Source organism: Filifactor sp., assembly GCF_057248345.1.
Map to the genome: position 1 here is coordinate 1 of NZ_DBHIIC010000033.1, position 15,939 is coordinate 15,939.

The 15,939-nt window shown below is 32.9% G+C and carries 11 protein-coding genes and 1 pseudogene; 9 read left to right on the top strand and 3 right to left on the bottom strand.

Features of this window, described 5'->3' with window-relative positions; all coding sequences use genetic code 11:
• Window positions 1–641: 641 nt before the first annotated feature.
• The 7 genes from ACO5GE_RS06095 to ACO5GE_RS06125 all read left to right on the top strand — a co-directional run bounded on the left by ACO5GE_RS06095 (window position 642) and on the right by ACO5GE_RS06125 (window position 9,020).
• On the top strand, window positions 642–1,211 hold the full coding sequence (locus ACO5GE_RS06095) for a hypothetical protein (RefSeq protein WP_484830034.1): 570 nt from the start codon (window positions 642–644) through the stop codon (window positions 1,209–1,211).
• A 298-nt stretch (window positions 1,212–1,509) separates the two neighbouring features.
• Window positions 1,510–2,190: a hypothetical protein gene (locus ACO5GE_RS06100; RefSeq protein ID WP_484830035.1), complete on the top strand. Its 681-nt coding sequence runs from the start codon at window positions 1,510–1,512 to the stop codon at window positions 2,188–2,190.
• 352 nt (window positions 2,191–2,542) lie between these two features.
• Window positions 2,543–4,147 (top strand): CTP synthase, encoded by a 1,605-nt coding sequence (pyrG, locus tag ACO5GE_RS06105; RefSeq protein WP_484830036.1) that lies wholly within the window; start codon window positions 2,543–2,545, stop codon window positions 4,145–4,147.
• Window positions 4,148–4,341: 194 nt separating this feature from the next.
• On the top strand, window positions 4,342–5,838 hold the full coding sequence (locus ACO5GE_RS06110) for a 4Fe-4S dicluster domain-containing protein (protein WP_484830037.1): 1,497 nt from the start codon (window positions 4,342–4,344) through the stop codon (window positions 5,836–5,838).
• 157 nt (window positions 5,839–5,995) lie between these two features.
• Window positions 5,996–6,655: an HAD family hydrolase gene (locus tag ACO5GE_RS06115; RefSeq protein ID WP_484830038.1), complete on the top strand. Its 660-nt coding sequence runs from the start codon at window positions 5,996–5,998 to the stop codon at window positions 6,653–6,655.
• Between the two features lie 62 nt (window positions 6,656–6,717).
• Window positions 6,718–7,389: a trimeric intracellular cation channel family protein gene (locus ACO5GE_RS06120; RefSeq protein WP_484830039.1), complete on the top strand. Its 672-nt coding sequence runs from the start codon at window positions 6,718–6,720 to the stop codon at window positions 7,387–7,389.
• Between the two features lie 677 nt (window positions 7,390–8,066).
• Window positions 8,067–9,020 carry an IS30 family transposase gene (locus ACO5GE_RS06125; RefSeq protein ID WP_484830040.1) on the top strand — a complete coding sequence of 318 codons (954 nt, stop codon included), beginning with the start codon at window positions 8,067–8,069 and terminating at the stop codon, window positions 9,018–9,020.
• A gap of 552 nt (window positions 9,021–9,572) precedes the next feature.
• On the opposite strand, the gene ACO5GE_RS06130 is transcribed toward ACO5GE_RS06125, so the two are convergent.
• Both ACO5GE_RS06130 and ACO5GE_RS06135 read right to left on the bottom strand, forming a co-directional pair.
• On the bottom strand, window positions 9,573–10,934 hold the full coding sequence (locus tag ACO5GE_RS06130) for an APC family permease (protein WP_484830041.1): 1,362 nt from the start codon (window positions 10,932–10,934) through the stop codon (window positions 9,573–9,575).
• Window positions 10,935–11,298: 364 nt separating this feature from the next.
• Window positions 11,299–11,997 (bottom strand): cysteine hydrolase family protein, encoded by a 699-nt coding sequence (locus tag ACO5GE_RS06135; protein ID WP_484830042.1) that lies wholly within the window; start codon window positions 11,995–11,997, stop codon window positions 11,299–11,301.
• A 1,967-nt stretch (window positions 11,998–13,964) separates the two neighbouring features.
• On the opposite strand from ACO5GE_RS06135, the gene ACO5GE_RS06140 reads away from it, so the two are divergent.
• Window positions 13,965–14,288: a helix-turn-helix domain-containing protein gene (locus ACO5GE_RS06140; RefSeq protein ID WP_484830044.1), complete on the top strand. Its 324-nt coding sequence runs from the start codon at window positions 13,965–13,967 to the stop codon at window positions 14,286–14,288.
• 47 nt (window positions 14,289–14,335) lie between these two features.
• Here ACO5GE_RS06140 and ACO5GE_RS06145 read toward each other — a convergent pair.
• Window positions 14,336–15,466, bottom strand: a pseudogene (locus ACO5GE_RS06145) (IS3 family transposase).
• Between the two features lie 51 nt (window positions 15,467–15,517).
• On the opposite strand from ACO5GE_RS06145, the gene ACO5GE_RS06150 reads away from it, so the two are divergent.
• Window positions 15,518–15,745 (top strand): hypothetical protein, encoded by a 228-nt coding sequence (locus ACO5GE_RS06150; protein ID WP_484830043.1) that lies wholly within the window; start codon window positions 15,518–15,520, stop codon window positions 15,743–15,745.
• The last annotated feature ends 194 nt before the right edge of the window (window positions 15,746–15,939 follow it).

A 15,939-nucleotide genomic window follows, 5' to 3' on the forward strand; every position in this document is an offset into this window, starting at 1 on the left:
AGGACTTTTAGATGATAATGAGGAATTAGTTCAATTTGATATTGCAATTTAAGAAATTGTAAAAATATTATTTTTTAAAAAATTATGTATGACACTTAATTATACCTAAAAAAAAACATAAAACAAGTCTATAAATATATTTAATTAAATGGTATCATCTAATTAAATATATTTATAGAAAGGAGGGAATTTCGAAGTAAAGTTAAGGAGATTTATCAACTTATTATTAAAACTTTTTGTTTTGAGATTTTTTTGTTTGATTCCTCTTTTAATGAAGAATCAAAGGACGGTTTTAAAAGAAGATAGATTAGAAGGATAGGTTCCTTTGTGAAAAATATATTTTAGATTAGGTTGGGAAAGAGGATTGAAATTTCATCAGTTGAAAGGAATAGAAACTTAGGATAACAAAATCCGGATAACAGAATAGGAATGCTCGATAAATTATGGTATGGTATCAATATCAATATTTATGAAAAAGATAAGAAATAATGTGATAAATCGGAGTTTTTTGTTGAGTAATGTAATATAATATAAGTAGGCGTATGATAGGTTAATGGCTGAAAGAACAAGATAGAAGAGGAAAACAGTTTACAAAATGATTGTATGAAAAACAAATTCTAAACAAAGATAGGGGAGGAATTATGAAACGAAAAATTTATGATGAGGTAATCTATCTACTATTCTTTTGCGGATTGGTACTTGGTGGTGGACTTAAATTAGTTTTGTATGCTTTAGGCTCTCTGTTCGGAAGTTTTGATATAGAACTTCAGAGTAGATTCTTTTTTCACAAAGGCTTTCTTGTCTTTCAACAAGATGCCTTTTGGGTTGTGTATGCGTTTCTATTGATTCCTATGGTTATGATCAAAGCGTTTCAAAGTGCGTTTGGAGATAAATCTCAATCTGCAAAACAGGCAGTACAGTATGGAAAATTGCCTGACGGCTTAAGAACTGTAACATGGATTGTGAGCTGTTTTATGGTTGACAGCTTTCTCAAATTCTTGAGTCCGTTCATGGTATATCTTGTGGCAAGAGATATGGATTCTATCAAAAGGCTATTGCTATTTGATGACGGACTGTTCAGTATCTATATCAAGTTGTGGGTAATATTGTTACCGGTTTTTGTATTCGGCATTCTCCCACGATACCGAAAAGCAGTCAATGACTTGTTGAGTCAAGAAATAGAAAGTGATGAGTTATCGATCGAGAGATAGAGAATAAAAAAGTCCTGTAAGGTGGATGTTGGATTTCACTTTGCAGGACTTTTTTTGATAGTGTGTTCTGTTGGGAGGGAAGTGTGTCAATAGCTTTTCTTATCACCAAGTTCAATTGGATTCTTGTAGAATGCATGATTATCTAAAAATGGGTTCTACAGTTATTTCAACATAGTGTGAATCTTTTTTCAAAGATACCAATACATTAGATTCACCGGTAACAAAAATGTGTTAAGAATGGTATCATGGTGGAAAATACACAAAGGGTTAAGTTCTGATAGAAGGAGATATCCAAAATATGAAAAATTTTAAAGAAATGTCACCAAAAGAAATTATCACCTCTGCAATGACAGAAATTGCTGAATTTATGAAAGATGATGGATTTTGTTACAAAAAAAGCAAATTGGAAATTCACAAAGAATCTGATTTTAAGGTTTCTATTTCTCCTCAAATGAATCGTAACAATCGAACCGGTATTGCTACACAAGCTTTATTACAATGCTCTATTTTTGATAAGGAAGGCAAAGAATGTTTTTGGAGTAAAGGATTGGCTGTTTCAAATAAGAAACAAGATTCTTTCTGTTGGTTTGATTTTTATGGAATAGAGTCATACGAGCAATCCATACAGGAAATAAAAGAGATAATATCACAACATTTTTTACCTTTTATACGACGAATGGAGGATAATCTGATGGCGGTTGTACAAGAGGTTGCCGAGAAAGGTTTTTGTGTGTTTTCGGATGAACCTGTATACGATGCCGGATTTGTAGTCCCAACTTCCTTTTTGTTGAGATACGGAACTCATGAACAATTAACTCTGTCATTTCAAAATTATATAGACAGACATCAATTACCTTATGTTAAGACAAATATGCAAAAAGCAGTTGCTTTACTGAAAGAGAACAAGGAGGTAAAGAACAACGGCGAAAAATATTATGCAGAATTTGTTGTGAAACATGATATAGAATTGAAATTCTAAATTTGGAGATGTTATGCCGAGGTAGGATATGTTAAAAAACAGAACGACACATTGGAGAAAGGACAGATAAATTCTTTGAATGAGAACGTTTTTTATTGTTAAAAAATTATTTATTATTTTATTGCTTTATATTGAACAAACTGTAAAAATATGGTAGGATAAATACATCAAATAATGTCTTTTTGTGAGGACAATTTTGGTACAAGATAACGGCAATAGAGAAAACCAAGCAGGCAACTGAATAGGGTGTTTCTAGACATAGAATCAAATACCCCAACGGGGGTGTTGCAGTTTTGAAGGACAGATGCCCCTGAAAAGGAGTAACTGTCTTGTTTTTTGTTTGGAGGAGATTATGACAAAATATGTATTTGTAACAGGAGGGGTTGTCTCATCTCTTGGAAAAGGGATTACAGCAGCCTCTCTTGGAAGATTGCTCAAGGCAAGGGGCTTGAAAGTATCTATCCAAAAGTTCGATCCGTATCTGAATTTTGATCCCGGTACGATGAGTCCGTATCAACATGGAGAAGTTTTCGTAACGGAAGATGGCGGAGAAACAGATTTGGATTTAGGTCATTATGAAAGATTTATTGATGAGAATCTTTCTATCAACTCAAGCGTTACCTCCGGAAAAATTTATTACAGTGTTATTAGTAAGGAAAGAAAAGGAGAATACTTGGGAGGAACTATCCAAGTTATTCCGCACATTACCAATGAAATCAAAGAGAGGATTCAACGAGTTGCAAAACACAACGAGTTGGATGTCGTCATTACCGAAATCGGTGGAACTGTAGGAGATATTGAATCTCAACCGTTCCTTGAGGCGATTCGTCAAATGAAGTATGAAGTTGGGGAAGAAAATGTCTGCTACATCCATGTAACACTTGTTCCTTATTTAAGACGAGCAGGTGAACTCAAGACGAAACCGACACAACATAGCGTGAAAGAGTTACGTTCTATCGGAATTCAGCCTGATATTGTCGTTTGTCGAACAGAAGAAGAACTGACGGAAGACATGAAAGATAAGATAGCATTATTCTGTAATTTGAAACCGAATCATGTGGTTCAAAATATGGATGCGGAAACTTTATACTCCGTTCCATTGATGTTACAAAAAGAAAAATTGGACCGTTTGGTGATTGACCGTCTTGGACTTGATGTCAAAGATGCCGATTTGACAGAATGGATTGCTATGGTAGAAAGAGAAAAGAGCTTGACGAAGGAACGTACTATCGCATTAGTAGGTAAGTATGTTGAACTGAAGGATGCGTATCTTTCCGTAGTAGAGGCACTTTACCATGCAGGATTGGAAAACGGAATTAAAGTAAATGTTGACTGGATCAATGCAGAAGAGATTGAATCCTATTCAGAGCAACAAATTCAAGAGCTGTTTCAGAATGCCGACGGAATTTTGGTTCCGGGAGGATTTGGAGATCGTGGAATCGAAGGAAAGATTTTGGCGGCAAAATATGCAAGAGAAAACAATATCCCTTATTTCGGAATTTGTTTGGGAATGCAGTTAGCAGTGATTGAATTTGCAAGACATGCTGTCGGAATTGAAGATGCCCATAGTGCAGAGCTTAGTACAACGACAACCAATCCGGTTATCAATTTGATGCCGGAACAGGCAGATGTTGAAGAAAAAGGTGGTACCATGCGTTTGGGAGTGTATCCTTGCAAGGTATTGGAAGGTACTAAGGCGATGGAAGCTTATGGAAGCAATTTGATTTATGAGCGTCACAGACATCGCTATGAATTCAATAATATCTACAGACAACAATTAGAAAACAAAGGTCTTGTGATTTCAGGTGTATCGCCTGACGATCGTTTGGTAGAAATTGTAGAAATTCCAAGTCACAAATGGTATGTTGCTTGTCAATTCCATCCGGAATTTAAGTCAAGACCGACAAAATCGCATCCGTTGTTCCATGATTTTATTCGAGCAACAATGGAGAAGTAACAGAATGACACATCATTCTAAAATCATAACGAGGTAGTATTTTTGAGAAATGATAGACAGCCTTAGCGAAAATGGGGGCATTTTGTGATAAGGTTGCGCTTTGGGAAAATGGGGCGTTTTTTCATAGTGCCGTCGAAGTTTCTCAAGATGATAATATACAAAATTTAGTAGTAATTTTATGGGAGGTTTTTTGTATGAATCAATTGTATACAGATATTATACAAGTTAGACAGAATGTATTCGCAGAAATCACAAGAATTGCGTATTCAGATGAAGATTTAATTGAAGCATTAGAGAATGCACCGATGAAAATTTTACCGGGAGAAGTGTCTGAACGTCGTCAAAGTATTTTTAAGGAAAGAGCGATTGTTGGGGAAAGATTGCGTCTTACTTTGGGGTTACCGGTTAGAAAAGCATCTGAGTTCAGAAGACTTTCTGAAGGAATTACTGCAATTGACGAAACAGAACGTGTATATGAAGCGCCACTTGTAAACGTGATTCCGTTTGCTTGTAATGCTTGTCCTACAAAGGCTTTGGAAGTAACTTCAACTTGTAGACAATGTATGGCACATCCTTGTATTCAAGTTTGTCCTGTTGGAGCAGTTACTATGGGCGAAACACAAACGCACATCGATAAGGAAAAATGTATCAGATGTGGAAAATGTAAAGAAGTTTGTCCATACAATGCGATTATACAATATGACAGACCTTGTGCAGCGGCATGTGGTGTGAATGCAATCGGTAGTGATGAATACGGAAGAGCTTTGATTGATCATGACAAGTGTGTATCTTGTGGTCAATGTATGGCGCACTGTCCATTCGGAGCGATTGCAGATAAGGCACAAATCTATCAATTAGTAAAATCTATCCGAAATAAAAAACAAAAACATATTGCAATCGTTGCACCGGCATTCGTTAGCCAATTCGGTGACAAAGTGACGCCTGCACAAGTATTTGAAGGTCTTAAAATGTTAGGATTTGACGATGTTGTAGAAGTTGCTTTGGGAGCGGATATTGCAACTGTTAATGAAGCAAAAGAATTCTTACACGTTGTACCTAATGAATTACCATACTTGGCAACAAGCTGTTGTCCTGCATGGGTATCTATGGTAAAAAAAATGTTCCCTGAAGTAGTGCCACAAGTATCTGATGCACTATCTCCAATGAAGTTTACCGTACAACATATCAGAAAAACAGATCCGAATGTAAAAATCGTATTCGTAGGACCTTGTGTTGCGAAGAAATTGGAAGCACTTGGAGAAGAAATGAAATCTTATGTAGATTTTGTTATCACATTTGAAGAATTGATGGGAATGTTTATTGGAAAAAGCGTTGACTTGGCTGCTATTGAAACAGAAAATGTAATCAACGACGCATCTGCAATCGGAAGAGGATTTGCACAAGCAGGAGGAGTTGCAGGAGCGGTACAAGCATATATCAAAGAAATTGATCCGGAAAGAGAACTGTTGTTAGACGCAGCAGACGGATTGCATGATTGTGTGAAATTGGCACGTCTTGCAAAAGCAGGAAAGAAAAACGGATATTTGATTGAAGGAATGGGATGTCCTGGAGGATGTATTGCAGGTGCAGGAACATTAGCTCCATATAACAAAGCACAAAAAGCATTGAATAACTTTATGAAAGTTGCTGAGTATCAATCACCTACTCAAAGCCTATTGCTTGACAAATAAGAACCTTCTCATTTTCAACATCATAACAAAATAGATAGAAGATGAAACCATAAAAATTGTGGTTTCATCTTTATTTTTGTGAAAAATTTTGTAAAAAAAAGATAGGTGATATGGAAATTTTAGTATAAAATGGAGAAAGAAGAATAGGAGAAAGGAAATGATTGAAATGAAAAAAGCATATATCTTTGATTTGGACGGAACATTAGTAGATTCCATTCCTACTATTTCCCATTTTGCAAATCAAGCGTTGGTACATTATGGATGTAAACCGGTTGAAGAGGATTTATATAAATTATTTTTGGGAGAAGGTTCTGCGAAATTAGTACACCGTTTGTTGAATTCACAGGGACAGGATACAGAAGAAATTTTTGAAAAAGTACACACAATGTACAATAAGACTTATGATGAAGACTATCTCTATCTATGCAAACCTTATGACGGAATTACAGAACTGATAGAGGAATTGAAAAGACAGAATTATATCATTGCCGTACTATCCAACAAACCGCACAGTACCACTGTAAAAATTATTGAGGCATTGTTCGGAAAAGGAACATTTACCAAAATTTACGGGCAGAGAGAAGGAATTCCCTTGAAACCGGATGCACAAGCATTGTGTTCTATATTGGAAGAATTGGAGTTATCGAAAGAAGAATGTGTCTATATTGGCGATACAAAGACAGATATGTTAACAGGAAAAAGTGCAGATGTATTTACAGTCGGTGTATTATGGGGATTTCGAGATAGAGAAGAATTGGAGCAGTATCAAGCTGATGTTATTATTTCATCACCAAAAGAACTGTTGACAATAAAGTAGATAGACTTCTATCAATATGAAAGAAACTATACAGGAATCATATTAGAAAGGAACAAAACAGAATGTTTTTATTTGTATTAGAAATTATGGGAAGTATAGCATTTGCCATTTCCGGAGCGATGGTAGCAATTAAAAAAGAATTTGACCTTCTTGGAGTCATTGTACTAGGTGTGACCACCTCCATCGGTGGGGGCATTATTCGTGATGTCATTTTGGGGATTACACCACCAAAAACATTTCAAAATTCAATATATGCAAAAGTTTCCATCGTATGTTCCGTTTTGGTATTCCTTTTTGTATACATCAATCGAAGCAATATGATGAAACGAGAAATTATCTTACTTTACGAAAAATTTCTTTTAGTATCCGATGCAATAGGACTGGGAGTATTTACTGCTGTTGGAATTAACATCGCATACAGTCAATTGGATGAACCCAACAAATTTCTATTCATCTTTGTCGGTGTTTTGACAGGAGTAGGAGGAGGACTATGTAGAGATATGATGGCGGGAAACAAACCGTATATCTTTGTGAAACATATCTATGCCAGTGCTTCGATTGCCGGTGCAATCACAACCGTATATCTTTGGGAACTGACAAATAAAAATATTGCAATGATGTGTGGAATAGCAGTTGTTTCCATTATACGATTTCTTGCAGCACATTTTGAATGGAATCTACCTAAAATAAAGAGAACGGAAGAAAATAACAAAAAAATAATGATTCAAAAGTAAATACTGAGCTATAGAGTAATTATATATTCTTTGTGGGATGTCTTATTTACGCAAATAATACTTTTTTGATACTTATGAGTCCTGTTACTATTGTAAGATTGAGATGTTAAAAGTTTTAATTATTTTTTGTTAGAGTGTCTGCTATTACATTCATACTTCTTTAGATACTAAAAATTTTCTAAGACTGTGTATCAAAAGGATAGTTCTTTAAGTAATATACTAAAGAATTTTGAAATCATCTAAAAAAATTTGTATAAGAGGTGTTGATATTCTGTTATCTGCAATTTGAATGAAAGATAACCTATGGGAGAGTTTATGTATAACTTTTTGAAAGGTTTCTCTCAAGAGTTCTATATTTGGTTTGGATTAGGAAGACTTCAACTAATGATTTTTCTCGAAAGGAAACCTGTCACAATATTAAATAGTACTACGTTTTTTTAGTTTGATATTAAGTAAAGTAACTCAGTTACAGAGCTATACACTAATATGTTATATGTTCTTTTAAGGTTTCATAATTTAAGAAATATTATAACATGCCTATATTTAATGTTAGTAATCCTAATAAATTAAGAATGTTCTAAAATGAAATTAGCCACCTAAATGGAATTAGATTACAAAAAACATCTTTAAGCGATATAATTAAGTTGCAAACAAAAATCATATCAAGGAGCTTAAAGATGCAAGAGCATTATACACCAAAGAATAAACATTTAACACTAAAAGAACGCCAATTAATTGAAGTATGGACAAATGAGGGGAAAAGCAATCGTTGTATTGCTAAGCTGCTGGGAAAATCACATCAGACGATAAACAATGAAATAAAAAGAGGTCTAGTCATACAACAATTGCGAAAAGGTCTTTATAGGAAAGCATATAGAGCAGAATATGCACAAAGAAAATATCTTCAGAATAGAAAGAAATCTGTAAGGCACATTGGACTGGATAAAGAGAACATTAAGATAATTAAATATTTTCTTAAAAAACATTACTCCCCTGAGATGATCGTTAACAAGGGTTATGTAGATATTCCTGTATCAACCATATACTATTGGATTACCCGTGGATATTTAGGAAAGAAAAGAGACTGTCTACTTTATCCTCGAAAGCCAAAGATTAAAAGACCTGTCCGGAGCGAAAATTTTAGAAGATTTGGTAAATCTATCGATGAGCGTCCTGATTCTATCAATGAACGAACTGAAATAGGACATTTTGAAATAGACACAGTAATATTAACACGCGAAAAAAATAAATGTCTACTTACAATGACAGACAGAAAATCAAGATATGAGATAATACGGTTAATGAAAGATAAAAGTAGCAAATCCGTTAATGAAGCACTATCTGCCATAATCAAAGATTATGAAGTAAAGTCAATAACAGCAGATAATGGAGCTGAATTTGCCGGATTATCCGATGTAATCTCTGAAGATAATATTTATTATACACACCCATATTGTTCACAAGAAAGAGGAAGCAACGAAAATCATAATCGCCTAATTCGTAGACACTTACCCAAGGGTACTAAAAATACCACCTCAGCGGAGGTGGCAAAGATAGAACTTTGGATAAACAGATATTCTAAAAGAATGTTTAATTATTTGACTCTGGAAATTGTTTATCAGAATGGCTAACTTCATATTGAAATATACGTTCCTAATAAATTATAGAGTTTTTTCAATAATTGTTGCTCTTATAGGCCTAAAATAATTAATGTTATTTTCGTGCACACCGTCCTATCTTAACAGGGCAGCACACAGGTGTGTTTCTTATTAGCTTGCAAGCAGTGTATTTTTTGCTATCTACAAACGGGTCTCTTAGATTAAAATACTTAATTAATCATTTTCTTTATTTACTTTCAATTAATTCGATATTTAGTCCTGTATTATTTGGTTATTTTTATTTGTTATCTCTACATAATATCCTTACGCTAAAATGCACTATTTTTATATGCAAACTTCATTTCAACACCTTTTCTAGCAAAATGTTCTTTGTTAATACCTCTTATTGCTTCTTTCTATATTTTAGTAAAAATACTACCACTATAGTTACAATTTCATTATGAGTATTTTCACTGTGTAATCTTTTTTGAACTATGCAATTATCACTTGTGTTTTTTATACAAGAAGAGAAGGTTTTATATAAAACCTTCTCAAAAAAATTCTAGAACTTTTATTAAATGAGTTTTATTTGTTATCTATAGGTGTGTTTTCTGGATTGATAATAAGTGGCTTCCACATATCAGGTTCTGACTTTTGTTTATATCTTGCATATAGCCAAAATCCTAAACCTATAATAGCGTACCCTAATAATGTAAGCCAAGCTCCTATTTCCATAGCCATCACAGAAGCAATTAAAACCCAAATACAAAATAAAAAACCAACAACAGCAACTACACTAGCATGCTGGACATAAAAAGGTCTTTCCCAGTTAGGTTGTTTTTTTCTTAACTTCAAAAAACTTAATACAACCATCAAATAAACTAACCCAGCTGCAATTCCATATATCGTATAGATGTAATTTACCCAAGTTTCTGGTGCGAAAACGGTAAAATAAACAGATGCCACACCTACAAGAATATTAGCTATATAGGGTTGACCGTTTTTATTAATTTTTGCAAAGACAAGAGGAAACTGTCTTTGTTTTGCAGCACCGTACAATGTACGTGAAGCTGAAAGCCAGAAACCTGACAAAGTAGTTAGGCAAGTACCCGTTCCCATCACTACTAGGACTACTCCTAACCAGTGTTTTCCTATAATATCTGCAACTCTTGGATCGACAACGTCAGTTTCAGCTATCCACTGTTGATTAACAATTCCACCAACTCCTATTACAGCTAAACCATAAATGAGAACTGTGAGAAACAAAGAACTAACAAAAGCTACTATAAGCTTTTTTCTTGGGAAGTTTGTTTCTTCTGATAATTGAGGAATTAAATCAAATCCTACAAATTTCATGATTAAAAGACCTACTGCAGCACTATATCCACTAAAACCTTTGGGAAAGATAGGTTTCATAGTAGCCATGCTCCATTGATCACTCATAATGAATGTAATTGAAGCTAGAATAGAAACCACTAGCGTGGACCAAAACAATACATTTTGAATTCTAGCTAAAAACTTGATTTCAAAATTTGTCAATATGAACCAAATTAAAAGAATAACTGCTGCAATAATTTTAACCTGTATAAATGTTATTGGAAACAAATACCCCAACATACTTGCTATCCCATAAGATACAGTAGGCATTGCCATTATATATAATAACATTACACACCAAAAGCAAAGCCATCCTGAATTCCATCCAAAAGAATTTGATATCCAAATATTAGCTCCTCCAGCATAAGGCAACATACTTGTCAGCTCTGCATAAATCAAACATAGAGACAAAACGAGCATGGCACAAGTAATCAAAGCTATAGAAGAACCTACTCCACTCAATTCAAACCACAATTTAATTTCTACCATCCAAGCTGCAATCATTCCTCCTGCAGCCATCGCAATAACTTGAAATAATCCTAATTCTTTCTTAAATTTATTTTCATTCATGACATTTTCCCACTCCTAATTAAGACAAATTAAGTTTTTTTACTTAAGTAGACTAAATAAAAATAATTTGATTTTAGTAATCGTGCCTACCCTTAATTTACCATTTTTAAAAGAACTTCTTATCTACCATAGAATAACTTTTAAGTCCAACCTCCAATTGCATACATATAAGGGTAAATAAGGCAAAAATAAATATTGTTTATTTTGTATAAAGTTGGGCAATAAATATTTTTGTGTCTCTGACATACTTCCTAAAGACACAAGGGAGTTGTATATCAGAGACAGCTTGTACTTTGGTAATATTAATAACATTGAAAAGCAGCATTGAATCTTATAACAATTAAAGTTTCAAGTAATTATTTTCCTATATTTTTTCCTTTATCAATTCAATTACTTCGTCTGCTTCCATTACATAAGTATAAATAATATTCATAATTTTCAATTCAGTATCATGCAATTGCATATCTGGTGCGGCACAAGCATCGTCTATGGTGATAACTTGATAACCTGCGTCAGCTAGACCTCTTACTGTAGAAGCTACACATTGATCTGTTACAATTCCACACACTACCACTGTAGTAATTCCCATATTCAGTAATAGTTGTAAATAGTTGGTTCCTGTAGTAACACTATCTGTCGTCTTATTTACAACTATCTCATTTTTTTGAGGTGTTAATTCATCAACCATCTGAGCTGCATAACTATCTACATGAAGAAGCATACCATTCCATCCCTCTGTTTTTTGAACAGGTGAACGATCCTCTCCGTCTTCACGCAAACAAGCAATTCTTCCAAAGCTGACAGGTAATGAGTTCTCTCTAAAAAAATCTAAAATTTTCTTCGAATTTGGTATTACAATGTTTTCCAATCTGTCATAATGGGGTTCCCATCGTTCCCAATCGCCTGCTTCTTTAAATCCTAATGCTTCCCCAAAATCTCTTAAACAAAATTCATTTTGAAGATCAACAACAAGTAACATTGTTTTCTTTGGTTCAATAACATAATCAGGGAAATCTTCAATTCCATCATAATAAAAAGATAAAAATTTACGATTTAGTTTCATAGATACTCCGCCTCCTGAAAAAATTTTAAATATGTATACCTATCATAAGGACATACTACCAAGAATACACAACTATTTTTAAAATTTCAGAATATTTCGATTTATTATTAATAAAAATACAAAATATTATCCTCTATTAAGAATTAAAATTCTAGAATATTGTGTCTTCTTATAGTTACTTATATCATAAGAATGCAGTGTTGTGAGATGTATGTGAAAAAATAATAATTTAATTTAAAAATGTAGTTCTAAAACAGCTTTTTTTGGTTGATGTTGTAAACCTTAAGCAAAAATATAGAACACTTTAGAAAAATTATGTTTTTGATAGCAGATATTTCTAGTTTAAAAATTCAAGTAGGATGGACGGTATACATTTAAAATGTTATAAATATTAAAAATAAACGCAGAGATTTAGTTTTCAATTCCAATAAAACAATCAAGCTTGATATTAGAATCTATGACAATGGTTTAAGAATGTAAGTATAAAAAACTTTTCAATATTCTTTACATAACGAATACCATTTAAGTAGACGAAGGATAATAGAAGTGTTTTTGTAGAGAATTTAAATTAAAAAGGAGCAGCTTGATTTTTATTAACTAAAGATACAACTAATTCGTATAAAATCTTCATTCGATGTCTGTATTAATTTTCTAAATAAAGGAGAGTATTATATAATGACGGTCATTTACAATCGCTCTTCAAAAGTTTGGGTTCTTTGAAGAAATTATTTTTTGGGGACTGGAAATGGCAACTGATAATCTGATAATGCTGCTCAGAATTTTTGGTACAAGCGATTATATATAACAGGACGTATTACTAGCTCTTTTGGGAAAATATGTGATTTTGTAGTACTTGTATTTAAAAAAATATTTAAGACGTTGAAAGAGAATTGTTTGGTCGGAAGTGGTGTGACAAAGTAAATCATCTAAATAATGAACATTTGATTTAATATTCAATTTAGAATATTATGTGTTACTCTTTCAATAATCTGTTGGTTAACATGGTAGAATATTGTTAAAATTCTTTTGATAGATTATTTGAGATTTATTCAACCTCAAACTGTTTGTTGGTTAGTTTTGATTCTTATGTACTTTGTCAGTTGAGTATATGAAATTGTGAGAAATAAAAATCCACTACTTGTATATGGGAAATGCTTGAAATTTAAGATAGTATAAATAGTATTGTAACCATTGTATAGGATGATATTTTTATGAAAAATAAATTAAATACTTTGTTAAAAACAAAACAGTAAATATTACATTGATTGCGTTTATTCCTAAGAAATAGGTATAAAAGGAAAAATATCATATAATTAATTAAAAAAATAATTTCTTGAGAAATATGTAAGAACAGGATATGTATATTTAAAGGATTATAGTATGGTAGAAGGACGTTGTATAAAAATTCAATTTATAAATTAATAAAAGCGCACCAAAGATAATCGGTTCTGAGTTTTTTTATAGTAATTGAAAGTCAAGAATATATTGATGATATTTGATATTATTGTTGTTATATTTATATATTAAGTTCATTTTCTTTGTTTATATTTGTTAAATGTTTATGATGCTTTTTTGTTTATGAATTGTACTATCCTGCCATTTTTTCACTACCTGGACTTTTATAGACTTGAATTTTCCCTCAACTCTTATACTATGGTCATCTTTTCGTTATATATTAATAAGTGGTATATTATAATATGTTTCTAAAGATAATCTTCTTGTTGGTATGATAAATGTTGTTTATGCTTAAACTTATTATGTTAAATACTCTTCCAATAGCTTTTTTCACATATATTAATAAAGAATAAGTCCAAGTTGATAATTCGAGATAGAAAAATGTTAGGAGATAATAGATATGTGACAAAAAAGTAAAAAAAAGAAAGCCATCTGATAAAATAAGTTTAAGGACAAACCAAAATTATCAGAGAGAGGCTTTCTATGAAAATAAGTATAACAGAAGAAATGAAATTTCGCCAGTTGTAGAATATGCAATCAAATATAATAATAACGCAAGAGCAGCAAGAAGATACAAAACAAGCAGACAACAAGTACAAAGATGGAGAAAAAAATACGATGGACCCGTACAATCTTTGGCAAATCAATCCAGGCGTCCGCATAAACATCCTAAGCAACATACAGAAAAAGAAATCAAATTAATACAGAACAAATATCAAAGACACAAACATGAAGGACAAGTATATAGAAAAAGCATTGATGCAGGATATAAACGAGGCTATGAATCCATGTGCAGACAGATAAAGAAATTCAAGAACTATGAAAATGGACTATAGTCAAGTAAATAGATACAAATTTGGAAAATATTTTTTGTAAAAAAGTTTTATTTGCTCCAATACTCTTTTTCTTTTTCATTAGGACTCATGAGTCCTAATGAACCATGAGGTCTCTTTGAGTTGTAAAATCCCTCAATGTATTGAAATACTGAGAGTTCTAATTTTTTTCGTGTGATAGTTTCTACGATGGCATTCCTCCTTTTTCAGATATTTAAAAAAGCTCTCGCAGCAGGCGTTATCAAAAGGATAGCCCTTCTTAGAAAAAGACTGAACCGCTCCGTGAGAATCTAAAAGCTTTCGAAAAGACATCGCTGTATACTGCGTTCCACAATCCGAATGAAATATCAATCCTTGAGGGGAATTTCTGTTCGTGTATGCTTTTTGAAAGGTTGTTGTTACGAGTTTTTGGCATTCGATTTGGAGGAGAGATTCCAAGCAATGATTTTTCTTGAAAACAGATCCATGATAATACACAAATAATACCAAGTTCCATTTACCTTGATATAAGTCAAGTCACTCGCCCATACCATGTTCGGAGACTTCGGATTGAATGCTTGGTGCAAATGATTATAGTATTCCATGTGATCTTCCGAATGATATTTTAAAACAGGTTTCTGTGTAGACATTTTAGGAAGTTCTAAGGTTTTTATCAGTCGGTACACTCTCCCGACACTGATGTTTATGCCATGGTCACGTTCTAAGATATGAGTAATCTTATACGCTCCAAGTCTTTTATCACAATCGGTATAAATTCTAAGAATATTCCTTGCAATCTCTTGATTTTCTTTGATTCTAGGAGATGCTTCAGAGAAGAAATGCTTGTAATAAGTACTGCGATTAACTCTCAAAACCTTGCAAAGAAGCTTAATACTGTGCTGAAATCTAAGTTTATATACTGCATCTAATCGTTGTCTGAGTGTGGCGTGAATATGGCAATCGCTTTTTTTTATATAATATTTTCCTCCTCAAGCTGAGCCATTCGTTTTTGAAGTTTCTTGATTTGCTTGGCAGTCATTATATCGCCGTCAATGGTTTTAACTTCAGAGTATTGCCTGATCCATTTACCTAAAGCAGAGAGAAACACCATATTCTTTAGCCAACTGGGTCTGAGTTTTACCATTTTGGTAGAGTCCAACAATAGATTTTTTAAAATCTTTGTCATAGGGTTTGTGTGTCATAGAAAGTATCCTCCTTTGTGATGAAAAAAATGTAACATAATGTGCTGTTATGTGTCTACTTTTATAAGTATCATCCACCCATGGCAAAACAGAGTAGTAGAAAGAAGTCATAAGATAGACAACGAACTATTCTACAGCAAAAGAAGATTCAAGAGTGAAGAAGAGATGTACAAATCATTTAAGAGGTATAGTATAAGAACCAATAACATAGCAAGAAGAGTATTAAAATTTAGAACACCGAATGAAATGGTAGAGAATTATTTTAAGAGTGTAGCTTAAACTTTTACCGGGTGGTTTTGTCACATATGTTTGACAATCCTAGAGTCATTCGATAAAAAAGAGAAGAAAAGAATTGACAAAGAGAAGAAGATATGATAAATTAAACACACCATTGAGGTTGGAAAAAGACATCGAGACGGAAGAGAAAAAGAAAAGCGAAAAAAGTTAAAAAAAGATGTTGACAAAGCAAAGAC

Bases quoted from the DNA above. Each gene is read 5' to 3' on its own strand.
- ACO5GE_RS06095 (WP_484830034.1), top strand. From the start codon at position 642: ATGAAACGAAAAATTTATGATGAGGTAATCTATCTACTATTCTTTTGC.
- ACO5GE_RS06100 (WP_484830035.1), top strand. From the start codon at position 1,510: ATGAAAAATTTTAAAGAAATGTCACCAAAAGAAATTATCACCTCTGCA.
- pyrG (WP_484830036.1), top strand. From the start codon at position 2,543: ATGACAAAATATGTATTTGTAACAGGAGGGGTTGTCTCATCTCTTGGA.
- ACO5GE_RS06110 (WP_484830037.1), top strand. From the start codon at position 4,342: ATGAATCAATTGTATACAGATATTATACAAGTTAGACAGAATGTATTC.
- ACO5GE_RS06115 (WP_484830038.1), top strand. From the start codon at position 5,996: ATGATTGAAATGAAAAAAGCATATATCTTTGATTTGGACGGAACATTA.
- ACO5GE_RS06120 (WP_484830039.1), top strand. From the start codon at position 6,718: ATGTTTTTATTTGTATTAGAAATTATGGGAAGTATAGCATTTGCCATT.
- ACO5GE_RS06125 (WP_484830040.1), top strand. From the start codon at position 8,067: ATGCAAGAGCATTATACACCAAAGAATAAACATTTAACACTAAAAGAA.
- ACO5GE_RS06130 (WP_484830041.1), bottom strand. From the start codon at position 10,934: ATGAATGAAAATAAATTTAAGAAAGAATTAGGATTATTTCAAGTTATT.
- ACO5GE_RS06135 (WP_484830042.1), bottom strand. From the start codon at position 11,997: ATGAAACTAAATCGTAAATTTTTATCTTTTTATTATGATGGAATTGAA.